This is a genomic window from Reichenbachiella carrageenanivorans, from assembly GCF_025639805.1.
GTDB classification, from domain to species: domain Bacteria; phylum Bacteroidota; class Bacteroidia; order Cytophagales; family Cyclobacteriaceae; genus Reichenbachiella; species Reichenbachiella carrageenanivorans.
The window spans coordinates 971186-996053 of sequence record NZ_CP106735.1 but is presented as its reverse complement, the minus strand read 5'-3'; the positions used below and the strand labels follow the sequence as shown (position 1 = coordinate 996053).

The 24868-nt window shown below is 41.8% G+C and carries 15 protein-coding genes; 6 read left to right on the top strand and 9 right to left on the bottom strand.

The annotated features are described in order from the left end of the window. Window positions 1-14: 14 nt before the first annotated feature. A complete protein-coding gene (locus N7E81_RS03905) occupies window positions 15-1568 on the bottom strand; it encodes a S41 family peptidase (RefSeq protein WP_263051973.1) in 1554 nt (517 codons plus the stop codon). 306 nt (window positions 1569-1874) lie between these two features. Between N7E81_RS03905 and N7E81_RS03900 the strand changes: the two genes are divergently transcribed. The 4 genes from N7E81_RS03900 to N7E81_RS03885 are packed head-to-tail and all read left to right on the top strand — an operon-like array spanning window position 1875 to window position 7947. Then, window positions 1875-2567, top strand: coding sequence for a hypothetical protein (locus N7E81_RS03900; RefSeq protein ID WP_263051972.1), 693 nt, complete (start codon window positions 1875-1877; stop codon window positions 2565-2567). Between the two features lie 23 nt (window positions 2568-2590). Next, entirely contained in the window at window positions 2591-4729 is a 2139-nt protein-coding gene (locus N7E81_RS03895) for a PDC sensor domain-containing protein (protein WP_263051971.1), read from the top strand. A gap of 15 nt (window positions 4730-4744) precedes the next feature. Beyond that, window positions 4745-6850 (top strand): PDC sensor domain-containing protein, encoded by a 2106-nt coding sequence (locus N7E81_RS03890; protein ID WP_263051970.1) that lies wholly within the window; start codon window positions 4745-4747, stop codon window positions 6848-6850. Between the two features lie 2 nt (window positions 6851-6852). Continuing rightward, window positions 6853-7947, top strand: coding sequence for a hypothetical protein (locus N7E81_RS03885; protein ID WP_263051969.1), 1095 nt, complete (start codon window positions 6853-6855; stop codon window positions 7945-7947). Here N7E81_RS03885 and N7E81_RS03880 read toward each other — a convergent pair. From N7E81_RS03880 to N7E81_RS03870, 3 genes are all read right to left on the bottom strand, one after another. Next, window positions 7938-8756, bottom strand: a complete 819-nt coding sequence (locus N7E81_RS03880) for an ion transporter (RefSeq protein WP_263051968.1) — start codon at window positions 8754-8756, stop codon at window positions 7938-7940. The genes N7E81_RS03885 and N7E81_RS03880 overlap by 10 nt on opposite strands. Before the next feature lie 95 nt (window positions 8757-8851). Next, window positions 8852-9655 carry a transporter substrate-binding domain-containing protein gene (locus N7E81_RS03875; protein WP_263051967.1) on the bottom strand — a complete coding sequence of 268 codons (804 nt, stop codon included), beginning with the start codon at window positions 9653-9655 and terminating at the stop codon, window positions 8852-8854. A gap of 45 nt (window positions 9656-9700) precedes the next feature. Beyond that, complete coding sequence (locus tag N7E81_RS03870) at window positions 9701-10693, bottom strand: OmpA family protein (protein ID WP_263051966.1); 993 nt, start codon at window positions 10691-10693, stop codon at window positions 9701-9703. 183 nt (window positions 10694-10876) lie between these two features. Between N7E81_RS03870 and N7E81_RS03865 the strand changes: the two genes are divergently transcribed. After that, entirely contained in the window at window positions 10877-13798 is a 2922-nt protein-coding gene (locus N7E81_RS03865) for an FAD-binding and (Fe-S)-binding domain-containing protein (RefSeq protein WP_263051965.1), read from the top strand. On the opposite strand, the gene N7E81_RS03860 is transcribed toward N7E81_RS03865, so the two are convergent. Beyond that, complete coding sequence (locus N7E81_RS03860) at window positions 13795-14604, bottom strand: arylamine N-acetyltransferase family protein (RefSeq protein ID WP_263051964.1); 810 nt, start codon at window positions 14602-14604, stop codon at window positions 13795-13797. The two genes, N7E81_RS03865 and N7E81_RS03860, sit on opposite strands and share 4 nt — an antisense overlap. A 23-nt stretch (window positions 14605-14627) precedes the next feature. Beyond that, a complete protein-coding gene (locus N7E81_RS03855; RefSeq protein ID WP_263051963.1) occupies window positions 14628-15365 on the bottom strand; it encodes an ion transporter in 738 nt (245 codons plus the stop codon). Between the two features lie 124 nt (window positions 15366-15489). On the opposite strand from N7E81_RS03855, the gene rfbD reads away from it, so the two are divergent. Beyond that, window positions 15490-16398, top strand: a complete 909-nt coding sequence (gene rfbD, locus N7E81_RS03850; RefSeq protein WP_263051962.1) for a dTDP-4-dehydrorhamnose reductase — start codon at window positions 15490-15492, stop codon at window positions 16396-16398. Between the two features lie 108 nt (window positions 16399-16506). Here rfbD and N7E81_RS03845 read toward each other — a convergent pair whose 3' ends face one another. The 3 genes from N7E81_RS03845 to N7E81_RS03835 all read right to left on the bottom strand — a co-directional run bounded on the left by N7E81_RS03845 (window position 16507) and on the right by N7E81_RS03835 (window position 24712). Further along, window positions 16507-22173: a T9SS type A sorting domain-containing protein gene (locus N7E81_RS03845; protein WP_263051961.1), complete on the bottom strand. Its 5667-nt coding sequence runs from the start codon at window positions 22171-22173 to the stop codon at window positions 16507-16509. Window positions 22174-22286: 113 nt separating this feature from the next. Further along, window positions 22287-22982, bottom strand: a complete 696-nt coding sequence (locus N7E81_RS03840) for a LytR/AlgR family response regulator transcription factor (protein WP_263051960.1) — start codon at window positions 22980-22982, stop codon at window positions 22287-22289. Beyond that, complete coding sequence (locus N7E81_RS03835) at window positions 22979-24712, bottom strand: tetratricopeptide repeat-containing sensor histidine kinase (RefSeq protein WP_263051959.1); 1734 nt, start codon at window positions 24710-24712, stop codon at window positions 22979-22981. Before N7E81_RS03835 ends, N7E81_RS03840 begins: the two co-directional genes overlap by 4 nt. Window positions 24713-24868: the final 156 nt, after the last annotated feature.

Sequence of the window (24868 nt, the reverse complement as noted above, 5' to 3'; positions counted from 1 at the left end):
AGCAAAGAGAATGTCTAGCCTTTTAATAAGGTGATATATGCCTCAGAATCAGAGAGTATTTTGCGCGCCTCTTTGATTTCTTGGTCTTTATAGAGTGCTGCTTCTACTACTCCAGAGGTGTAGTAGTATCTCAATATGATGTGCTTTTCTAGTAACGTTTTTATTTCTGGTTTGAAGGTAATCAAACCGTTAGATTTGATTTTTTCGACAGAAGCAGTGATGCCTTCTATCTCTGCGATGAGATTGTGATATACATCGTCGTCGGTGGCGGCTTCTTCAAGCAGCTCTAGTGTGTTTTCTACTTGAGAAGGATTTTTAAATGTTTTGGTAGACATCCAGTTTATAAAATCCTGATACTCGGCATCTGTCAGCTCAAATACTTGAGGAGCAGCTATGCTGTCGTTTTCGTAGTAGTATTTGGTTGCATAGTCAAAAATAAGATTGCTTTCTGCTAGGTTTTTGGTATAGGATGAAGGTGAGGGTTCTTTGATCAAAATATCAGGGTCTATTCCGCCTCCATCATAGACCAGTCTATTGTTGGAGGTGTAAAACTTTGTTTTAAGAGAATCTGCTACTTTGGTGGCACTGCCGTCAGAGGTGCGATGTGCATAGTCCAGTGCTTGAATACACCTGCCACTAGGGATATAGTATTTGGCAGTAGTTACTTTGAGCTGCGAGTTGAATGATAATTTTCGAGATACCTGTACCAGTCCTTTGCCGTAAGACTTTTGTCCAATGATCACCCCTCGATCATAGTCTTGGATTACGCCAGATACAATTTCGGAAGCAGAGGCACTATTGTGGTTGATAATGACTGCAATAGGAATGTCTAAGTCCAATGGCTCAGCTTTGGCTGTGTAGGAGTGGCTTTGTGCTTCTATTTTTCCTTTAGTGTCTACTATTTTTGAACCCTTAGTGACGAAAAGGTTACAAATATCTACGGCTTCGTTGAGGAGCCCTCCTGGGTTTTCTCGTAGGTCAATAATCAATTCTTTGGCGCCTTGTTTTTTTAGGTCTAGCACGGTTTTTTTCACGTCATCGGCTGCATCATTGGTAAACTCACTTAGCCTTAAATAGCCTATAGACTCATCCATGAGTGTGCTGTAGCTGATATTGGGTATGGTAATTTTTTCTCTTGTGGTAGTGAAACTTAGTTTTTCATTGCCATTGCGGATGACCTCTATTTGAATGTCTGACCCTGATTGTCCTTTCATCAGTTTACCCGCCTGATCGTCGGTAAGATTGCCAAGTCTTACGCCATCCACAGCGGTGATCACATCACCTATTTTGATGCCAGCCGTGCTTGCAGGTGAATTTTCATAAATATTTAGTACGACATGCTGTTCTTTGATTTTGTTGGACTGGATGCCTATTCCTCCATATTCGCCAGTAGCATTGGTGCGAAAATCTTCGATATCGTCTTCTGGAATGTAGACGGTATAGGGATCGAGTTTTTCTAGCATGGCATTGATACTCGTACGGATGAGCTTATTGGGGTTTACTTCGTCTACATAGTATGTGTTGACTTCTCCGTATAGTGAAGCGAAGATTTCTAGATTCTTTGCCATTTCAAAATACTTATCGTCATTGGAAAAAGAAAATATGCCCAATAACAACATAGAGAGGGTTATCCCAATGAGTAGATTTTTTTTTGCCTTGCCCTTCAGTTTCATATTTATTTTATACGGAAAAATGAGTTATTGTTGCTTTTGGTTGCCTTGTTCTAAATTATCTTGGATTTAAAGCGTGTCTTCAAAAATAGAGATAATTTGCTTAACTCCCTTTTTGGATAATGAAGACGAATTATTTCTATTATAGATTATAAATAATGCGGATAAGTTTTAAATTCATAAGTAAAATGAAAAAAACTAAACATGATCAATCTTAACTCAATTTGTAAGACTTTTATTGTCTTGCTATTTGCCGTTTTCCTTTTTCACAATACACAAGCACAGGAGTCTATAGCTACGGCAAGACCTACCTTGTCGGTGGGGCCATGGGTACTACCAGAGCATAGTTTCCAGTGGGAACAAGGCGCACAGTATGTAGATATAAAAGGGGAAGAATGGGCATACGATGCATTTTTTAGGGCATCTATTTCTAAATCTGCAGAGATCAGGGTATTCGTGCCTACTTTGGAGCATAAGGTTGCCGCTTTCGGTGTGAAGTGGATGATGATCCAACCAGAAGGAAAGAAGCCAGGTGTTGGTTTTTCAGTCAATATGAGTTCGTTTGGAGATAATTTTGTGATCTCGGGCTATCGAGTAGCCGTCAATAAAAAACTGATGGACAATTTGGTGGGTTTTGTAAATGCAGGAAAAGCAGCAGGAGGTTATTTTGGAGATTTCACTTTAGCTTATGGCTTGGGTGATCGTTTTACCGTTGTGGGTGAATATTGGCACCATGAAGATTGGCAGCAAGCGCAAACAGGGCTTACTTATTTAATTAACAGTGAGACTCAAATTGATATCAATGGTGGGCTTTTGTTCAACGCAGCTAACGATTATACTTTTGGGGTTGGTTTTGCTCGCAGATTTAAATACAACGGCCCTAGAAACGACGGCTAATTTTTATATTATAAACTTCAACCATGGCTGCATTTCATACTCGAGTAGTACTCCGTCGAAGAACTTATCAGTACATCGCTGTGATGTCGCTGATCTTAGTGTCGGCACTTTTATTTGACTTTTATTCCTACAATAATGACATCGAACAAGAAAGTATTCGCATAGGAAAGGAAGCGAATAATTCGATTACACATCAGCTCGATTCTATGCTCAACGATGTGGTCATTGCTACTGCACTCATTTCCGAAAAAGTGGGTTCAACTAATTATTCTCCAGAGGAATTGCTAGGACTGATAGAATCAGAGAGCAAGGCCTTCGATTTTATTTTAGGCGTTACTGTAGCCTATGAGCCGTTTGCCTTCGATGAGAGGATTCCTTTGTTTGCTCCTTATTACGATAAGCGTTTAGGGAGTTTTATAGACATAGCAGATGTTTATGATTATACGGACACGACACTCACTACGGCAAAGTGGTACTCCGAAGTGGCTCAAAATAAAACTGCTAAGTGGTCTGAACCCTATTTTGCACAAGGAGCTCAGCTTATAGTTTCAGACTATGGTAGCCCGTTGTTTAAGGAGATTGATGGAGAGAAAACATTGATAGGGACAGTTACGCTGACTATCGCTTTGGAGCGGTTGTCTGCTGTGCTAGGCCAGCTTTCTCTAGGCAGTACCGCGTATGCGTTTCTTACTTCATCCAAGGGAGTGATGCTAGCACATCCTACATCAAAGTATATTTTGAACGTAACCCTAATGGATATTGGTCGAGCTTATGGTATAGAACCTATGGCCGAAGAAGTGATGAGCAAGGAGAAGGGTCATTTAGAATACAATAGTGTATATACCAATGTGGACTCGTATCTTTTCTTCAATACCATTCCGTCTACTGGCTGGAAGTCGGTAGTGGTTTTTGCAACCGACGACTTGCGTGGAGGATCTAGGGTTTTGGGCAATAAGGTTGTGAATCTGTCCTTGGCTTCCTCGTTTTTGGTCATTATTTGGTTGTTGGTATTGATTAGAATCAATGAAGATACCAATACCAAACTATGGATTATTTCTACTGTCTTCTCTATACTCGTTGTAGTCAATATTATTGTTATTTGGAATCTCAATGTCAATCATGGCTACTCAGAAGACCCATCCGATTCGGTAAAAATATTGAATAGTACAGAGATGTACAGATACGTTTTCACAGAAAATGAGCGATTGATTAGATTGGGCTACGACCCATACATGACGATCAATACAGGGATTTATGTAGAAGAGATGGAGTTTAAAGATTCCTACAATGTAAGTGTACGAGGTAAGATATGGCAAAAATGGCCGATAGGATTGGATGAAGAGTTTAAACCTGGGTTTCAGTTTGTACAGCAGTCACCTACATTGGGTACGTCGAAAGAATTGGTGTCTATTAAGCGAAATGAAGAGACGTATGAAAATTTATACTTGTGGGATTTTAAAACGACACTTAGGCTACCGCTTAGGTACTTAAAATTCCCGTTTGATTCTCGTGATGTAAGTATAGAGATTGCCTATCCAGATTTGCAATCAAACATCTTGCTGGTGCCTGACATGGAGGGATACAAAGTGCTGAATCCTTCGGCTTTTCCTGGGATTAAAAAGAATATTTACTTTCCTCAAGCAACTATGAAGTCGAGTTATTTTTCGTTTGAGCGAATTGATTTTCATACCGAATTTGGAAATACAGCTTATAATGGAGACAATGAATACCCTATTATGGAATTCAATGTCAACCTCAAGCGCCGATTTCTCAATGCTTTTGTGTCCAATATTATTCCGATACTAGTTGTGGCCTCGATGATCTTTTTGATTTTCTATAGCAATTCAAAAAGAAAAGACTCTAATACAGGGGTGAGTATGATGGGTGTGGTGCAGAGTTGTGCAGGGTTTTTCTTTGTGTTGCTCATGGCGCATATCGATTTGCGAAAGCGAATCGCTTCTCCAGATATTACTTATCTAGAGACATTTTATTTCACGATGTATGTGATGATAGGGTTGTTGGCGATCAATGTGGTGGCTTTTACCAAAACCAAAGATTCTAGTTTCCTACACTACGAGGACAACTTGCTAGTGAAGTTGGCCTATTGGCCATTTTTGTTAGGGTCTTGGTTGATCATTACCTTGTCTAGGTTTTATAATTGATTGTACCATTAGTCTATGATTTACATCCGTAATAAGACGTACCTCCTTTTTACCATAGCTTTTGCTGTGCTTAGTGTTTACTTCGTATATGATTATATGAGCTATATGCAGCATAGAGAGGATGAAAGCATACGCATAGGGCAAGAGTCGCTGGAGAAGGTAGAAGGACATATTATTACAATTTTGGAGGACATCATGGCTGAAGGTGAAAAGCTGAGAGATCAGTTGGAATCTCAGTCCTTATCTAAGGAAGAAGTGATTAGTTTGGTGCACAAGTCAAGTAGGGATTTGTTTTACCTACAAGGTGTTACGATAGCTTATGAGCCATTTGCGATGGATGAAAACACACCGCTTTTTGCTCCATTTTATGATAAACGCCAAGGGCGAACCATCTATCTAGAAGAAAAGTATGACTATACTGCAGATTCTATCCAAACCAATGAATGGTATTTGGGACCAATGCAGAAAAATGGGCCATATTGGACAGAACCATACTTTGCAATAGGGGCAAAACTACTTGTGGCTGATTATGGATTGCCTTTTCATCTCAATGGATCTTCGGAGCCATCAGGTATTATTTCACTTACCCTCGATCTTAAAAAATTTGGATCTAAAATGGATTCGTTGGCTGTTGGTCAGACGGGTACAGCTATGATCTTTGCTGAAAGTGGGAAGCTGGTGGCGCACCCTATTTCAGAATACGTTTTGGATGTTTCTATCCAGTCTATTGCTGAAGAGTTGGGCTTGCAAGATTTGGTAGATGTCATTCTGCTGACTGAAAGCGGCAATCTGGATTTTACCAGATATACGGGGAAAAAGTCACATGCTTTTTACACTGAAATACCAAAGGTAAAATGGAAGGTTTTAATCGTATTCAATTCGTCGGATCTCCTAGGCAATGCCAACCAGCTACATAGAAAACTGGTGAAGATATGTTTGGGTGTCTCAGCGCTGATATTTCTTCTCCTTCTCCTTTTGATCAAAGTAAATACAAATACTAGGCAAAAATTATGGTCTGTCTCAGTATATCTGTCTATTGTGATCGTAGGCAATATTATGGTGATGTGGTATCTCAATCTAAACTATAATTACTCCGAAGGAGGAGATAAAGAAGTGTTTGTAGATAGCCGTACCAGCTTGGCTTCATTTATAAACAATGAAAATCAAAAAGTGATGAAACTCGGGTTGCAAAAATTCATACCCGTGGCCACAGGTATTTTTGTAGAAGAGTTCGAATTCAGAGATTCTTACAACGTGATCATTCGTGGCGAAGTCTGGCAGAAGTGGCCTAAACATTTGGCTAAATTTTATGAAGCAGGGCTTAGATTTCCTCAAGAAGCCTTGGCAGGCCGAACGTTGGTTACTAAAATATCAGAAAAAGAAGAGAAGAATTTTATAACACATACGTGGAGTGTCAAAGTCATGCTCAAGATGCCCTTCAACTACTCCAACTACCCTTTTGATGTACGGGACGTGAAGATAGAAATGATGTACCCAGATGTGGATTCAGGGATTTTGCTGGTGCCAGATGTAGATGGGTATTCGGACATTTTGCCTTACAGCTCTCCTGGTATTAATAAAGATATTTATCTCAATGACTCCAAGCTACTCTCCACACAGTTTTCGTTTGATCTAGTCAATTTTCACGATCGGTTTGGCCATCAAAAATTCAGTGGACTCAACCAATTTCCCATCATGAAATATTCGATCAACCTCAAACGTAGATTGTTGAATGTACTCGTGATGAATATCATTCCTATTATGGTGGTTGCCTCTATGATCTTTTTGATATTCTATAGCAATACCAAAGACAAAGATGATAAATCAGGTGTGAGTATGATGGGAGCCGTGCAGAGCTGTGCGGGTTTCTTCTTTGTGCTCCTAGTAGCGCATATCGATTTGAGGAGAAGACTCAATACGCCTTCCCTTACCTATATAGAGACGTTTTATCTGACCATGTATGTGATCATGGCATTGTTGGCGATCAACGTGGTGGCTTTTACCAAAGGGAAAGAATCGAAGTTTTTGCATTATCAAGACAACCTACTGGTTAAAATTTCCTACTGGCCAGTATTGTTATTTACCTGGATGCTCATCACGTTATTTGTATTCTACACCTAAGTATGAAACAGTTGTTTTTCCTTTTTCTGGCTCTTTTTGCTGGAGTTCAGAGTAGTCGCAGTCAGGAAACGGAAGATCAGTATGACTTGGCCATAGGAGGTGCCGTGCGGATGAACTACCTCTACAAGTCTTGGGACGAATCTCAAAATAAAACAGGAGGTGAAATCGCTTATGATATGATTCGGTTCGACATAGATGCCAATTACAACAACGTAATCACCTCAGCACAGATTAGATTTTACCGCCCTGATTTTGGTGGTATTTTGATTCACCATGCCTATATGGGCTATAAGTTTGAACATAGCGAAATACACATAGGCATAGATCAGGTTCCTTTTGGCATACAGACTTACGCATCCAACAATTGGTTTTTTAATATCAACTATTATGTGGGGCTGGAAGACGACTATGACCTAGGTGTGCAATACATCTACAAGAAAAATAAGCTGGGGCTAAAGGCGGCTTTCTTCAAAAACAGTGAGATGCCCGCTGATAATTTTTCAAGATACTCCTACGACATCACGGGTACACACAGCGAAGTGAATCAGCTCAACCTGAAAGCTACTTATGATTTTAAAAAATTAGAAATAGGCCTTTCGACACAAATAGGTCAACTAGAAGAAACGGCCACGGGAGACTTAGGTAAACAGTCGGCTTATGCCGTGCATGCCCATGGGCAGATGGGGCCATTCGACTATAAGTTGCAAGGCACTTATTTTAAGATAGATCCGAAAGGGAGTGAAAAAGAGATTGTGTACATGTCGGCTTATGGTGCAGAATATGCTGTCACTACCGAAGCGCTAGTGCTCACCGCGGGCTTACTCTATAGCTGGCCTATAGATGCAGGTCCTCTCAAGTCATTGGACTTTTACAATGATTTTGGGATCATTGGCAAGCAGATATCTGGTCAAACCAATTCTCTGATTAATGTATTGGGAGTTGGAGTGAATATGGGCAAAATGTACACTTATGTAGATTGGGCACTAGGCAAAAACCATTCATGGCTTGGCCCTCTGTGGACAGATGCTTTTGGTGCTGGAGATCCAGAGGCCAGCTGGCATGCCCGATTCAATATTAATTTTGGATACTATTTCTGATCTGGAGGGTTATTGAGCCGAGAGGCACAGTTTAGGCAAAACCTTGAGCGGTTAGGCAAGTCTTCTTCTCCGCAGTTCGAACAGGTAATGGTACCCAGTCTTCTTGCATCGGCCATCATCTGGCTTGTCACTATCCCAGTAGGCACTGCTATAATCGCATAACCCAAGATCATGAGAATAGAAGCGGCTGTCTGTCCGAAAATGGTCTGCGGTGCGATGTCGCCGTAGCCTACCGTAGTAATCGTCACAATCGCCCAGTAGATACTTTTAGGAATACTAGTAAACCCATTTTGCCCACCTTCTATGAGATACATCATGGTGCCAGCGATCACTACGATACAACTCACCGTACCCATAAAGACGATGATTTTGTGACGGCTACCCCAAAGTGCCGTGGCCAGTTGCTGTGCGCCACCCATAAAATGGGTCAGCTTCAATATCCTAAATACTCTAATGAGCCTAAAAGATCGGATGACAGACAGAGAGTGAGTTCCCACAAAAAAGAAACTCAGGTAGGTCGGGATGAGAGAGAGCAAATCCACAATACCCATAAAGCTGGTGATATATTTTAATGGTCGCGGAGATGAGACGATTCGAGCGATGTATTCTATGGAAAATAGAAAAGTGAACACCCATTCTATTATTCGCATTTCTTCACCATAGTGCTGTTCTAGGTCTTTCACACTTTCTAACATGACCACCAAAACACTAGCAACTATAGCGACTAGCAAAGAAAGGTCGAATACTCGACCCGCTGTGGTGTGATAGCCGAAGATGACTTCATGTATCTTTTGTTGCCATCTTTTCATTTGAGAATAATCTGAATCCATACCGTTAGGTGCTTAACAAAAAGGCGGTTGTATCTGCTGATACAACCGCCCTCAATTTATATAAATCTCTTCGTTTATTCTACCTCTAGCATCCAAGTGCCGTCTTCGAGCCATTTGGCAGAGAGCATCTCAAATACACCTGCAAGTTCTAGTGAGCTCACGTAGTTTTGTACCAAATTGAGAAACAAGGGGTCGTTTTTAGGAAGTGCCGCACCGATAGGCTCGATTGTCAACGGCTGATCCAAAGTTACCATGCCTTCATTGCCATATTTCATAGCAGAGATCACACAGAAAGGGTAATCGGCTACTAAAGCATTCACGATTTCAGTTCTTACTAGATTGATACCTTCGTCATAGTTTTTCACCTTGGTCATGTCTACATTTTCCATGTAAGTTTCCACAAACGTTTGACTAGTAGACCCTTCGAGCACAGCTACGCTGATTCTGGATCCTTCGTTTAGTTCTTCTGTAGATTCGGCACGAGCCAAGATAGATGACTTGGTTAGGATAGACTTGCCAGAAACCATGTATGGGCCTACAAAAGCCACTTTTAGGTTTCGCTCAGGAGTGATCGTCATGCCAGACATGACCATGTCAATTTTGCCACCATCTAAGGCGTCGATCAGGCTGTTGAATGGGAGTACGACCAATTTAAGCTTCACACCCATAGACTTTGCCAATAGGGTTGCCATGTCTACTTCGTAGCCAATGATTTCACCTTGTTTGTTCTTCATAGAGAAGGGCGGTTGGTCGGCAGTAAGGCCTACCCTTAGCTCTCCTTTGTTTACTATTTTCTTTAATGTTCCCTGAGCGTGTGCTGTGCAAAAAGATACGCAAATGATCAAGATTGCGGATAGGATTTTTAAGGTGTTTTTCATAATTCGATTCATTGATTGTTAATAGTTTTTCGCTATTAGTAATTATTAAATTTTGGTAATTTTAAATTCAACCCGTCGGTTTTTTTGTCGACCTTCAGAGGTGCTGTTGTCATATTCTGGCCGTTCTTCTCCATAGCCATTTGAGGTAAATCTTGAAGGCGAAATCCCTCTTTCTTTCAAGTACTCGGCTACTGCTTTGGCTCTGTTTTCAGATAGAATTTGGTTGTAGGTCATAGAGCCTACGTTGTCCGTATGTCCAGCTATTTCTATTTCTACCTGCTTTTTTGTCCACAAGAACTCTACGAGCAAATCTAATTCTACAAAAGATTCTTCTTTGAGGATATATTTATTTGTTTCAAAATAAATATTGTCGAGTCTAAATACCTGACCTACTTTAGCTTCCTTGAGTTCATGTAGTAAGTCGTCGGGCTCACAAGAAGTAAAACTGACATCGTCTAAGGCAAAATGTGCCCCGTAGCATTCTGAATTCAGGTTCCTGATCGCCAATTGTACATTTGTGTTATTTTTCGAATTCCAAGTCATCGAGTATTGATTCCATTCACAGAGGGTAGAGTCTAGTGTGAAAGTCTTTTTTTGTGATTTTCCGTTGATGAAAACGTCGAGTTGTGCTGGAGAAAATTTGAGCAAAGAAGTGGCCCAAAAGCTAAAAACATAATCTGTATTGGTCTTCAGGTTGTCGAGCTCTTGCTCCCAAGCGTTGTCATTAGGAGAGTCGGATCCATTGAAAACCAGCATCACACCGCCATTCGAAGTATGGTCGAAGCATTTAGGATAGAGTGACATGGCATACTGCGGATTAGTTACTGTGGCAAAAGAGCCAGGTTTAATGAACGTGGCACCGTTGGCATCTCTATTGAAATTATAATCTGATCGAAAATGGTGATATCCCTCGCAAAATCCTGAATTGTCGATTAGATTTTCACCAGCCACATGGCCTTCTTGGCATTGAGCAAAACTGGTGAAAGGGAGTGAAGCAAAGAGAGATAGGAGGGAGAGAGATAAGAGCTTAAAGCGCATGGTACAATGAGTTTAGTGGCGTTTCTACTAAGTACACTAATTAATTGCTGAATGAAAAATAGAGGGTAGAATATTTTCAATTAAGTGCGCTGAAATTTATAATAATTCAAAATAACAAGTCGCTTATTAAAAGTGATTGTCAGGGTAGTCTAATTATATTGTTAAATCCATAATTTTGCCGCCATGGAACGTGCACTTAAAGGATTGGCGAAGAAGCTCGAAGGAGAGCTATTTTTGGATGAAACATTGCGAAAGCTCTACGCTACGGATGCCTCTGCATATCAGGAAATGCCATTGGCAGTAGCCATGCCTAAGTCCAAGCAGGATTTGCTGACACTCATCGAGTTTGCTAATGCCAATGATACCTCCCTTATCCCAAGGACTGCGGGAACCTCCCTTGCGGGTCAGGTGGTCGGTAGTGGTATCGTGGTGGATGTATCCAAAAACTTTTCTAAAGTTTTAGAAGTTAATCAAAAAGAAAACTGGGTAAGTGTACAGCCTGGAGTCATCCGCGACGACCTCAATAGGCACCTTAAACCGTATGGACTGTTTTTTGGGCCAGAGACCTCTACGGCTAACCGAGCCATGATCGGTGGTATGGTGGGCAACAATTCATGTGGGTCCAACTCTGTAGTCTATGGCAGTACCCGCGATCACTTGCTCGAAGTCACAGGTTATCTATCAGACGGGAGTGAGGTCACATTTGGTAGTCTTACGGCTAATGAATTCGAAGCAAAGCTAAAGTTAGATACGCTCGAAGGTGAGGTGTATCGAAATGTAAAAGATTTACTTTCTGCCGAAGAAACCCGAGCGGAGATCGAAAGAGAGTTTCCCAAACCATCGATAGCAAGAAGAAATACCGGCTATGCGGTAGATTTATTGGCAATTAATCAGCCATTTAACGAAAGTGGAGAACTATTTAATTTTTGTAAACTGATTGCTGGATCTGAGGGTACACTCATGTTTATCACAGAGATCAAAGTGGCTACGATTCCTGTACCACCTAAAGACAAGGCCCTTGTTTGTATCCATTGCGAAGATGTAAACGAGTCTTTGATCGCCAATTTGGTAGCACTTAAATATGAGCCACATGCTTGTGAGCTGATCGATCACTACATCTTGGAATGTACCAAAGAAAACATCGAGCAGCAGAAAAATAGATTTTTTGTACAAGGAGACCCAGGGGCAATCCTAGTGGTAGAGCTCGCCGCGGCCAACGAAGAAGCGCTCGACAATCAAGTGCTAGATTTGATAGCTGAACTCAAGAAAGAAAAACTGGGCTATCACTACCCCGTACTCAAAGGAGGTGATGTGGGCAAAGTATGGACCTTGCGAAAAGCAGGTTTGGGGCTGTTGGCCAATATACCAGGCGATGCTAAAGCCCAACCAGTAATAGAAGATACGGCAGTGGACGTAAACGACCTGCCAGCCTACATTCGTGAGTTTAATGAGACGTTAAAAAAATATGATATGAGCTGTGTGCACTATGCACATGCAGGCTCTGGCGAATTGCATCTTCGTCCTATTCTTAATCTGAAGACCGAAGAAGGCCACAAAATGTTTAGAGTAGTGGCCGAGGAGATATCTAAGCTGGTCAAAAAATACAAAGGATCACTAAGTGGTGAGCACGGCGACGGTCGCCTTCGTGGGGAGTTTATCAAAGAGCAAATAGGGGAAAATAATTACCAATTGCTCAAGGACTTGAAAAAGGCTTGGGACCCTAAAGGAATCTTTAACCCAGGCAAGATCACCGACGCGCCACCGATGGATACGGCCTTGCGATATACTGCTGATCAGCCAGATGACGAAATCAAGACTTATTTCAATTGGGACAAGAATAAGGGGGTGCTACGTTCTGCAGAGTTGTGCAATGGCTCTGGAGATTGTAGAAAATCTGCCGGTAGTGGGGGGACGATGTGCCCGAGTTTTATGGCCACCAGAAATGAGAAGGACACCACACGTGCTCGAGCCAATATCTTACGCGATATTCTCACGCATTCCGACAAGGCCAATAAATTTGATAGTGAAGAAATCAAGGAAGTACTAGACTTATGCCTATCGTGCAAGGGCTGTAAGTCTGAGTGCCCGTCTAACGTAGACATGGCTCGTCTCAAGGCTGAATTTCAGCAGAACTACTATGATGCTAACGGTATGCCGCTGAAAAGCCGTATGATGGGCGAGTTTGCATCCAGCATGAAAATAGCCTCCAAGGTGCCTGCGCTATACAATTTTATATTTGGCAATAAATTTACTGGCAATATTGGCAAGGCCATTATGGGCGTGCATTCAGACCGCTCGATGCCTCCTGTCTCTACTCGTACATTGAGCAGCTGGTATGAGCAGAAGAAGAGTAAGTTGCTGAGTAGAAATGCAGAGAAGAAGGTATATTTTTTCTGTGATGAATTTACTAATTATCTGGATGGAGAGATTGGTATCAAAGCGGTGAAGCTATTGGATAAGTTGGGCTATAAGGTGATTATTCCTGAGCACAAGGAGTCTGGCCGTGCGCTTATTTCGAAAGGAATGGTGAAGAAGGCCAAAATCATTGCTGACAAAAATGTAGAACTTCTAGCTGATATAGTCTCTAACGAAATTCCGCTAGTGGGTATCGAGCCTTCTACGATTTTGACGATCCGGGATGAATATCCAGACTTGGTCAATGACCGATGGAGAGAAAAAGCAAAAGCATTGGCGGAAGCTTCGTTGACGATCGAAGAATTTTTGACTAGGGAATTCCGAAGAGGAAATATTAAAAAGGAAAAATTCTCACGAGAGCACAAAGACATCAAAGTTCACGGACATTGTCATCAGAAGGCATTGTCTTCTGTGCTGACGCTCAAGGATACGCTGTCCATTCCTGAAAACTATAAAGTGGAGATGATCCAGTCGGGCTGCTGTGGGATGGCGGGGTCATTTGGCTACGAAAAGGAACACTATGATGTGTCTATGAAAGTAGGGGAATTGGTGCTGTTTCCGACTGTGCGCAAGTCCAGACCTGATACGGTCATTGCAGCACCTGGTACCAGCTGTCGTCATCAGATCAAAGACGGTACAGGCAAGATTGCCAAACACCCTGTAGAGGTGCTTTGGGACGCTTTGGTTTAACGCTTTCGGACTAATTTTATACCAAAATGCTGGTCGAGTTTTACCAAAAATTCATCCTGGTTTAGGATGGGTCGCTCCTCTTTTTTACCCGCAATGATGGTGATCAATTTGTCGTCCGTAAGCGTGACTCTACCTTGCGGAGTGGCTTGTGTGATGAGCTTTTTCTTTGTGAAATGAGAGTTTTTGTTGGTTTGATGATACTGGCACATATCAATAAATTCGACGAATTGCCGTGTTTCTTTCGTAAACAGGTATTTGGCTTCGTAGTCAAATGAATTGTCTGAGCCAAGGAGGATATATTCATCATCTATCGTACGGTCTATTTTGTAGTAGCTGTTGTAGTCCATTTGCACAAGACCTGGAGTGAGTTGCTTGGGTTCAAGAAAGGAATGTCCAAATCCGACATCTGCGAGGTAGACTTGATCTGCGAAATAGACTAAAATAGCTGCATGATCAAATGCTGGCCCTAGATCATTGCCCTTATAAACCTTTGCAGATATAAGATGACACTCAAAACCCAATTGCTTGAGTAAATGATAAAAAAGACCGTTGAGTTCGTAGCAAAAGCCGCCTCTATTTCTGAGAATGATTTTGCGATACATTTTATGAATGTCCAGTATGATCTCATTGTGCATATGGATGTCCAAGTTTTCAAATGGAATGTGAAGTAAATGCGCCTTGTGTAGTTGCTTCAGGTATTTGAAAGATGGTGTATGCTCTTTTGGGCAATTGATCCGTAAGAGATAATGATCCACATCAAATGAAGGCAACTTTGGTGTGTTTTGTATGGGGTTTGATATGGCCAAGGCTTTAGTATGTTAGTCTGAAATCAGGACTTATTCAACTGATCAATCTTATTGGTCATCTGATCTATCTTACCTTCCAAGGACTCTACCTTCGCTTTGAGTTCGTTAATGTTGACCTGAATGTCTTCATCCTCGATGAAATAATCTGTGATCGTACCTGTAAGTGTCGAAAACATAATCATCCCCAGCAGGATCAATGCCACGCTCAAAAACTTGCCTTCTACGGTCACAGGAGGGATGTCTTGCAAAAAACCCACGGTGATTGTCGTCACGGTGGTCCACCATAGACTGTCCGACATAGATGTGATGTGAGGGTTGGCATTTCGCTCCAGATGATAAAAGCTCAAGGTGAAAAATAAAATAATCATGCCACTGATGAGCATCAGATTTCTGAAAGTATTGAATGAATTCTTTTTACTAAAGGCGTTAAAAATATACTTGGCGGAGCGCAATACACGCAATATCCTGATCACACGTACGATGCGTCCCATGCGGAGTGCCTCTATGGTTGGGATCGAGGATATTAGGTCTATCCAGTTGTTTTTAAAATATCTCCATTTGTTTTTGGATCGGAAAAAACCATTAAAAAAATCGAAAAGAAAAAGCATGCAAATGCCAAAGTCGATCCACGACAATGCTTCTTTGACGTTTTCTGGATAATCTAGAATAGTGTCTAGATAGAGCTCTACTACTACATATATAGAAAGTATAAGTAGTAAGTTTTGAAATCCAGGGGACTTCCGGTATTCTTCGGTATCCATGAGGGTGAGTTAACTTTTCAAAAATATGATGGGCTTGTCTTGATGTTTATTAGCGAATATAAAAACATTTAATTTTTTATGTTTGCATGCAAATGAATCACTTCCTCAAAATACTCGCTCAGCTATGAAAAAAACGTTAATCACTGGTTCGAATGGCTTGCTCGGACAAAAACTGGTCAAGCTCCTGTTGGACGAAGGGGTGGACATCGTGGCGACCTCTCGTGGGGACAATCGGATCGATTATTTAGCGACGCCTTTTGAATATTGTGAACTTGACATCACGGATGCTGCACAGGTGGAGGAGGTCATGCACAAGTATCGGCCCGACGTGGTAATCCACACGGCAGCAATGACCAATGTGGATCAGTGCGAGCATGAGCAGGAGGCTTGTCATGAACTGAATGTCGCCGCAGTAGGGTATTTAGTGAAAGCTTGTGAAGCCCACCAAGCTTTTTTGATACACCTGTCTACAGACTTTATTTTCGACGGCGAAGCAGGGCCATACAAAGAAGACGATGAGGCAAATCCGATCAGCTACTATGGAGAGAGTAAAAGAGAGGCAGAGCAGTTGGTACAAGCAGCCCAGTGCGACTGGGCTATCTTGCGTACGGTACTGGTCTATGGTATCACACCAGGTATGAGTCGTTCCAATATCATTCTTTGGGTAAAAGAAAATTTGGAAAAAGGCAAGCCACTCAATATTGTAGACGACCAGTGGCGTACACCCACTCTGGCCGAAGACTTGGCCATGGGCTGTTACTTGGTAGCCAAGCAAAAGGCAACTGGAATATTCAATATCTCTGGCGAAGAGATGCTTACGCCTTATGACATGGCCATGAAAACGGCAGACTATTTTCAGCTCGATGCCTCAGTTATTACCAAAGTCGATGCAAGTACTTTTTCTCAGCCTGCCAAGCGGCCACCCAAAACGGGCTTTGTGCTCGACAAAGCAAAAAAAACCTTGGGCTATCAACCACACAGTTTCGAAGAAGGCATCCGAATTTTGGATGAGCAGGTGAAGACCGTAGGATGACCTATCACTCATGATGGAGAGATCCTTATTTTTTTGAGTAATAAAAAAAGCCCGAATTTGATTCGGGCTAATTAAGGGTTTTATGGCTTAACTCAAGAGCGGTTTATCCTACTCATTGCTTTTTATCAGTTTGTAAGTTTTCACTTGATTGTTTTGTGAGAGCTGGACTAAGTATATCCCACTTGGGATTTGACTCAATTCGGTGACCTCATGTCTGAGTTCGTTGCTATTTAATTCTGCTTGATAGACTCTTGTACCATTTAGACTGTTGATCGTCAATTTATATTGTCCTTCGATCTGATCAGGAAGTGCTATGCTAAATGACGAGGTAAAAGGAACAGGATAGATGCGTACATGGTTGAGTAGCTCGTGAGCTACCGCTGTGACAGGAGGAGCAGCTACTTCAAAAATTTGGATGACAGATAGTGCGGCATCGTATTGATTGTTTCCTGTTTGTATGGCTTCTACTTTGAATAGGCCAGTTTCATTTATGGTTAGCTCATTTCCCGAGATCACACCATTACCTTCGAGCAGTACAAATTCTACCGTGAGGTTAGAGCTTGCAGATGCTTGTAAGGCAATGGGTGAGTCTTCGAGGGCTTTATCGCCTATTGTTGTGAAATTTATGGTTTGCTCTAGCTTAGCTACGGTTAAGAGTTTCGAAGCCTCTCCTGGTTTGTGAGTCAAGTCACCTTCATTATAAGCAGTGATTTCTACTGTACCTCCTCCGATTATTTGTATTTGCATACCTTCTTGAGTCGTGACTATGATTGCGATATCTTCGTCTGAGCTTTTGAAGTAGATGTCCATTCCAGAGTTATTGCTAGCATTTAGTGGAAGGTTTGGATCTCCAACAGTGGCCTCACTTGCCAATTCAAACGTAATGACTTGATCAATTCTATCGTCTGGCACTGTGAAGTCCAACACGGTTACGGTTTCTTGTAAATTTCCGCTTTCATCCTCTGCTACTAGTACGAGTTGATAAGTGATACCTAATTCTAGTGTTGCGAAAATGGAAATATATTCTGGAGAAGACGATCCTTGATATATGGCGCCATCTATGTTTTGATTGGCCAGATCCGCAACGGATGGAATGGGTGCTTCTTCGGTTATAATGGCTGCATGAACCGATCCGTATTCATTAATATTTGCCGTGAGTGAGATCTCCATTTTAGAAACAGCAGTGATTTCAGGTGTACTTGTAAAAACAGGGGGTGTGCTGTCCGATGTTTCAAAGTACGAGGAGTAAGTATACTCGCTGACATTGTCATTTTCATCTTTCGCAACGAAGTACACTTCATATTCACTTGCTGCAGTCAATCCTGTCAATTCGAATTCGTAAGTTTGATCTGCCAGAACCACAATATTTTCCGAGCTAGGTGCAGATTCTCCCGAACCAATTTGCCCATTCATCACTTGTGTTGGGCTAGGAGTAGAGCCATCGTTTGGATCTAGAACGTAGTAGAAGGTGCCAGCTTCGTTTAGAGAAAAAGAGAAGGTGGCGGTAGTTTCCGTTACTTCTATTTGGGTCAGATATGTTGGTGTAACGATGGGAGCAGTTTGATCGGAAGTGGTGGCAGTGAGTTTCACAGGGTCTGTGGTATTGCTATGAGGGTCTTTTGCCACTACAAAAATATCATAGGCCACTTGGCTCGTAAGTTCCGTGATTTCCACGAATACATGGGTGCCTAGCGCATCACCTTCTGAGTTGACTGCTCCTGCTGCTGGTTGTCCTTGATAGTCCTCGCCTGCTACTACCTGTGCGGCCGTTGGCGTTGGGTTTCCGCTGATTTGTGCCACAGCATAGATTGTTACTTGCTCATCGAGCCGTGCCTGAATTTCTATTGCTGTTTCATTGATCGATGATAGCTCAGGGTACCCCTCGTCAAAAACGGGATGGATATCATCTATAGTTGTGAAATCTATTTTGGTAGCAGTTGATTGTAGGTTTTCACTTGCATCCTCAGCCACTAGCCATACGTCATAGTCTGTCCCTTCACTCAGGTTGCTCAGTGTAAAGTTTGGTGCACTTGCGGAAACAGAACCTTCGTCAAGGGCTTGATAATTGCTTCCGTTTTTCAAATTCGCTGGAAAGTGAGTTGTGCTGCTACTCCTAAAAACCGCATAATAAACCATACCAGTTTCTTCCTCTAAGTCGATAGCTACATTCGCCTCCAAAGAAGAGATAGTACCCATTTGAGGGTATCCCTCGCTCCACTCTGGTGCACTGTAGTCTCCTGTCATCACCTCCATTTTGGTCACGTTCGGAGAAACATTGTATTCCTCATCCGCCACTACTAGGTAGATGTCATAAGCTGTAGATTCTGACAAACCACTGATTTGCGCTTGACTATATTCTTCTCCAGCCACTAGAGAATAGGCAGACCCACTTTTGAAGGCACTCGAACCACTGGCATTGTTTCCATTTTGTATCTGCTCCGCTGTGGGTTCATCGCTACCCTCTGGTTCTACCACATAGTATACATTCCCATTTTCTGTAAGCTGCAAAAGAAGTCTGTATGTATCGCAGCAGAAATACTCGAACTGAGGATAGCCCGCACTCCAAGCCAGACTGGAAAGGGTCTCAGTGGTAAGGCTGAGCTTGGTGACCGAAGGTTGCAATTCATTGTCCGCTGATTCCAAAACCAAATACACGTCATAAGCTGTACTTTCTTCCAATCCGTAAATGTCTAGTGTTGTTTCCGATCCTGCGAAAATCTCATCCGCATCCGACCTGAACACCACATCGCCATCAGCATTTCGTCCGGATTGGATCTGTGCTGCGGTTGGAGCAGTTCCTCCACTCGGCTCCACGATGTAATAAACATACCCATCATCTGTGGTCTCTAGAGCCAATCTGTAAATGCCTGAATGGTAATGCGAAATGGTCGGTGAGCCTTCAGTAAAGGCTATATTAGAAACCTGAGTCACCGTTAAAGTTTGTTGCTGATTTTCCGCCGCATTGTAAAATTCATTTCCTGCTTGAGATGCAGTAATGATTGTAGTTCCTGCTCCTTGAATAGTTAGAGCACCTCCATCGACGGTTGCTACGGAAGTGTTCGAACTGTGTTTTGTTGTCACCAAGCCAGAAGTAATGCTAATGTACTCGCTGAAGTAAAGCTCTTCATCATCAGTTGTAGTCCCTGGAAACGGCAAGAAAGTAATCGTTTGATTCGCTTTTTCTACTGTTAGTGTTTGTTGTACACTTGGTGCGGCGTTCCAGTCGTCATTACCTGCCAGACTAGCTGTGATGGTGATTGCGCCGGGTTTCTTCGGATCCACACTCCCGAGTGACAAAATCATAGCAATTTGATCGTCAGTTCCTGCCCATGTGATTTGTCTTCCACTTTTGGATGAGGCCAGGTCATCCAGGTCAAAATTATCAGCATTCCAGACCACATTGTCCAACTCATTGAATGTAATGACGTCATCCCCTTTAGATACTGTCAAGGTTTGTTGCACCTGCGGTGCAGCGTTCCATTCTGAATTACCTGCCTGACTGGCCGTTACGGTTACCGTTCCGGCCTTTAGCGCAGTAGCTATTCCATTGCTGATCTCCAAAATATCGGTGGGACTGGCGTCATAAGTCACCGCTAAGCCAGAAGAAGCAGTAGCTCCCAAATCAAATGGTGCAGCTCCTACTTGCCTAGCATCAGGCTCAGGAAAATCAATCGTTTGATCTTTGATGATGTATACTTCTCTGGTGAGGTAAGATGTAGCTTCGCCTGAGCATGGGTTTACAATGCGAACACCTACCTGTCCGCTATTAGCATCGGCGGGCACAGCAACTGTGATTTGTGTTTCATTGTAACTATCAAGCTCCCATCCTTCTGGTAAATCCCAATCAAAAAAGGAGCCTGCAAGATCTGGACCATGAGATCCGCCGAGATAATAAGTGAACGTTCCTCCCTCATCAGTTACCTCCGAAGGACCGTTCAAGGAAGACTCACTTAGGTAAGTCCCTAACGTACTCATGTCATAATCTGAGCACGCATTCAATGTCATTTTTTGAAGAGAAGACCCTACGTTATCGCTATTTTCTGACCAAAAGGCCAAATCATATTCAGAATCAGCGAGCGCTGATATTTCGAAATCATACGAAGTATTGGGGCCATTATAGGCTATAATGTAAGTGCCTGGATTGGGATTCCAGTTTGGGTCGTATGCGAGTACATGATCGACTGCATCAGGATCGTCATTCTTCCAACTAAATTGAATGACCGGACTGATTGGGTCGACAGACGAAATCACAGGCTCCAAGAGCTTAGGCCCGCCCGGCGGAGCTGCTACGAATGTCACATTGATTTCGTCTGATACAGGACAGCCGTATTCACTATAAACTGTGAGGCTATACGTACCTCCTTCGGTTACGCTAATCGTCTGGGTCGTTGCGCCTGTTGACCATAAATAGGTCACATTTGGCCTATTGGTGACACCTTCTTTTAGCACAACAGTCTCACCAATTGTGGCTGTTTTATCACTCCCTAAAGTGATGGCAAATGATGCCATACATAGTGCATATATCTTAGTCGAACTCCCAGAGCTTCCGATCAATATATTGGCTTGGTTTATTCCTTCATAAGCATGTGTTATGGGAGAAGATGCTGAAGACGTGTATTTAGAAATCTCGATTTGCTCATAAGTATCTTCGTCGAAAGTGACTAAGCCAGGGTATTGAACCCCGTCCTCTACCACATTGCCTAATACAGTTATTTTATTCCCAAACCCAATAAAAACACTTACACCAACAGAACTAGCTGTGCCATGATCGGCATCCAGCACCTTTTCTTCTATCAATGCGCCTGTATCTCTATTAAGAACCAATAACACCATCTCTTCATGTCCAGAAACCGTTTTGGATCCTGTGAGGAGCATTTCACTACCCGTATCATATATATCCGTAAAAGTGTATGAAATATCATACGTCACACTATTTGTACTATTCCTCCGAATATGATACTGTCCATTGGCAAGCTTTAGTAAATACCATCTATCAAATTTTATTAGTTTATCTATGGACGATCCCACATCATAACCACTCGGAGTACTTTCAGGGTCCTCACCACTTTCAAAATAATGATTCCAAGTTGCGTATCGTATAGTGGAATTGTTTTTAAAATATATGGAGACCCCGCTCAAGCTTAATGGAATATCATCCAGTTCACTATCGTATGATGAACTGGCGTCTACATTTAGCGAATTATCAAATCGCCACAGCCGTGCAGCAAGACCCATGCCACCAGATTCTAATCTGGTCGTAGCGAGGTACAGATAGTTTGGTTCATTACCTATGATATGTTGTAGATTGAAATCATATGCTTTTGGTCCATACTTTACGGTATAATCATTTACATTTTCATACTCTGAAAGCAGTGTTCCAGCGTCATTGTACTTATGAATTATAAAACCGTTTGCAACGCTGGTATTCTGGTCATCGTCAGGGTTAATGTTGGTCACAGTGAAAATATTATCATCTTCGTCCAGCGCCACCTTCACGGCAAAATCCTCAGAGTTACCATATGACGATGAATAGGATGCGTCCCATTGGTAGTTGCCGTTGGCATCATATTTGACCAAGATGGCATTATGATCCCCGCCTGTAAAATTGGTTCCAAAAACGTAAACTTCTCCCGTAGAACTGAAGGCCACATTTGCCACATCAAGTCCTCCTTGAATAGAGTAGCTGGCGTCCCATTTGTCTTTGATGAGACTATATTGTCCGAAACCCGTACAGGTCAAGGATAGTAGGAAAACGATAGTGAGTATGTTTTTCATAAGGCAATTTTTGATTTAGCACATCAAATTGCCCCTAGCCTTTGGCTAATGAAAAGGGTTTTTAGCGAAGGGATAAATGTTTTGAGTGAAGGGACATTTTTATTGAGTAATCATTATAGCATACTAAGGCCATCAATGAATTCTTTGCGATAGGACTTTCCAATTTGGACTTTGTGTCCTTTGAGAAAAACGTATCCTTCCGATAGAGAATCTACATGGGCGAAATTGATGAGATACGATCTGTGTACACGTATGAAACCAAATGGCAATAGTTTTTCCTCTATGCTTTTGAGTGTGTGACTGATGATGAACTTTTCTGTTGCGGTGAAAACATTGGCGTAATTGTCGAACGCCTCTACATAGACAATATCAGAAGACATTACTGACACAATCTCTTGACCATTTCTTAAGAAAAGTTTTTCTGGTGAATCTACTTTCGCCTTGTTTTTTCGAGTTCTGGATAGAGCTATTTCCACATTAGCAATAAGGTCCTTTTCGTTGAAAGGTTTCACAATGTATCCGGATGGATTAGTCTTTTTGGCTCGATCAAGCGTGTTTTGATCGTAGTAAGATGTGAGAAATACAAAGGGTACATTAAGTCTTTCTGCGAGATCTATGCCATCTTCGTCGCCTTCAATATTGATATCGAGCAGTGCAATATCTGGATTATATTTTTTAATGGATGCGAATGCGTCTACAACTTCATCTACTATATCTACTACGTCGTATCCATTTTTTTCAAGAATGCTGGCTATGTCGTCAGCTATTAGTGGCTCATCTTCTACTACCAGGACGGAGGGTTTGCTCATACAACTAATTTATATCTAGATAGGGTTAAATACACGGTCGTACCTTGCTCATTTTTCACATTAATCTCTGCCTTCAATTTACGCGAAAGCGATTTGATCATTTTCCACCCGAAGGAATTGGAGGATTTCAATGCATCTTCATCCATTCCAATTCCATTGTCCTTCACCATCACATGCATAGTTTCACCGGTTTCTTCAAGAGAAATGTTTAGTAATCCATGCTCAACGTCTTGAAAAGCATATTTGATGGAGTTCGTAATGAGCTCGTTTATTATCAAACCTAATGGAATTACGGTATCGATATCCATTTTCAAACCTGCTGCATCTATGGCCCAATTCACTTTTTCTTCATCTACTCCGAAAGCACGGAATAACTCTGCGGATAAGTTTTCAAGATAATCTTGTACATCTACTCCACGTACATCATCCGCTGAGTATAGTTTTTGATGAATAAGTGCCATGGATTTTACTCTGGACTGTCCTTCTCTTACGGCATCTTTGGCAACATCATCGTCCAATGAACCCGCCTGGAGGTTGAGTAAGCTGGAAATGACCTGTAAGTTGTTTTTGACTCGATGATGAATTTCTTTGAGCAGTATTTCACGATCTTCTAAGGCCTTGGTAATCTCCACATTCTTTTCTGAGAGCAGCTCAGAGGTTTTCTTTTTGGTAGTATAGCGATGGTATAAAAACCTAATGAAAATGATCAAAATGGCAAACCCAAATATGAATATGTTTCTCTGATTCTGAGAATTGGCGAATGCCAGGGCCGCATTTTTTTGCTCTAGTTCTAACTCAGTTATGGTACGTTCTTTTTGTTCGGTTTCATATTTGATATTGTATTCATTGATGATTTCCTTGTTTTTTATATTGATCAACGAATCACGTAATATTAAATACTCAGACTGAATCTGGTAAGCATTTTGAAAATCTCCCATTGCTTCATAAACTAAGTATTGTGCCTGTTTGGTCTCTATGAAGCGACCAATGTCTCCGAGTTTTTGTACATATTCTAGACTTAAAGTGTAGTAGTCCAATGCTTTGAGGAGGTCTTTTTTCTCACTATATAGCTCTCCTAGTTTTCGATACAGTACGCCTAAACCTTCATGATCTCCGATTTTTTTTTGGATGGTCTCGGACTTGTTAAAGTAATATTCTGCGCTATCAAACTGTTCCATGTAGGAGAAAGTACTCCCTAGGTTGAGATAAACAATGCTTTCCATCAGTTGATCAGTATTATCTACGAAAGGCGCTAACGAACTATGTAAGTAGAAGAGTGAGGAGTCGTATTGTTCAGTCTTGTTAAATATCAGGGCAATGTTGACCATGGATTTGGCTACCTCTGTGGGGTTATTGAGTTGCGTTCTGATATCCATACTCTTGAGGAAATAGAACAATGCCTGGTCGTAATCATATTGCTGATAGTGGAGCGCTCCCATGCCATTGTAGGCCCATGCCAAGTGTTTGGAAGAGCTGATTTGTTCAAAGATCTTGATACTTTCAAAATGCAAGGTAAGGGCCGAACTTATATTGCCTTGGATTTCATCTACAATGGCTAATGTCTCTTTCGATATTCCTAGCTGTAGACTATCATTTTCATTGATCTCTATAGCTTGTAGTAGCAAGGCTCTGGCACTATCCAAGTTGGTGTAGGTATATGCAAATGCTAGGTCGTTTAGTGCTACAAGGTTTTCAGGTTCTTCTACCAGTATGGCCTTCAGGCTGTCCATAAAGTGCTTGTCTTGCCCAAGGCAAATAAGGCGGGACGCTATAAGGATGAAAACAAAAAGTAGGCGAAATTTTATCATTGAGAATATTGAAATGTCATCTAAATCTAGGGAAACAATACTTTAATGGGTAAGAAATGGAGATGATCAAGACAAACC

What these genes read in the sequence shown, in the direction of transcription:
- N7E81_RS03905 (WP_263051973.1), bottom strand. Translation starts at nt 1,568, where the DNA reads ATGGCAAAGAATCTAGAAATCTTCGCTTCACTATACGGAGAAGTCAAC.
- N7E81_RS03900 (WP_263051972.1), top strand. Translation starts at nt 1,875, where the DNA reads ATGATCAATCTTAACTCAATTTGTAAGACTTTTATTGTCTTGCTATTT.
- N7E81_RS03895 (WP_263051971.1), top strand. Translation starts at nt 2,591, where the DNA reads ATGGCTGCATTTCATACTCGAGTAGTACTCCGTCGAAGAACTTATCAG.
- N7E81_RS03890 (WP_263051970.1), top strand. Translation starts at nt 4,745, where the DNA reads ATGATTTACATCCGTAATAAGACGTACCTCCTTTTTACCATAGCTTTT.
- N7E81_RS03885 (WP_263051969.1), top strand. Translation starts at nt 6,853, where the DNA reads ATGAAACAGTTGTTTTTCCTTTTTCTGGCTCTTTTTGCTGGAGTTCAG.
- N7E81_RS03880 (WP_263051968.1), bottom strand. Translation starts at nt 8,756, where the DNA reads ATGAAAAGATGGCAACAAAAGATACATGAAGTCATCTTCGGCTATCAC.
- N7E81_RS03875 (WP_263051967.1), bottom strand. Translation starts at nt 9,655, where the DNA reads ATGAAAAACACCTTAAAAATCCTATCCGCAATCTTGATCATTTGCGTA.
- N7E81_RS03870 (WP_263051966.1), bottom strand. Translation starts at nt 10,693, where the DNA reads ATGCGCTTTAAGCTCTTATCTCTCTCCCTCCTATCTCTCTTTGCTTCA.
- N7E81_RS03865 (WP_263051965.1), top strand. Translation starts at nt 10,877, where the DNA reads ATGGAACGTGCACTTAAAGGATTGGCGAAGAAGCTCGAAGGAGAGCTA.
- N7E81_RS03855 (WP_263051963.1), bottom strand. Translation starts at nt 15,365, where the DNA reads ATGGATACCGAAGAATACCGGAAGTCCCCTGGATTTCAAAACTTACTA.
- rfbD (WP_263051962.1), top strand. Translation starts at nt 15,490, where the DNA reads ATGAAAAAAACGTTAATCACTGGTTCGAATGGCTTGCTCGGACAAAAA.
- N7E81_RS03845 (WP_263051961.1), bottom strand. Translation starts at nt 22,173, where the DNA reads ATGAAAAACATACTCACTATCGTTTTCCTACTATCCTTGACCTGTACG.
- N7E81_RS03840 (WP_263051960.1), bottom strand. Translation starts at nt 22,982, where the DNA reads ATGAGCAAACCCTCCGTCCTGGTAGTAGAAGATGAGCCACTAATAGCT.
- N7E81_RS03835 (WP_263051959.1), bottom strand. Translation starts at nt 24,712, where the DNA reads ATGGACAGCCTGAAGGCCATACTGGTAGAAGAACCTGAAAACCTTGTA.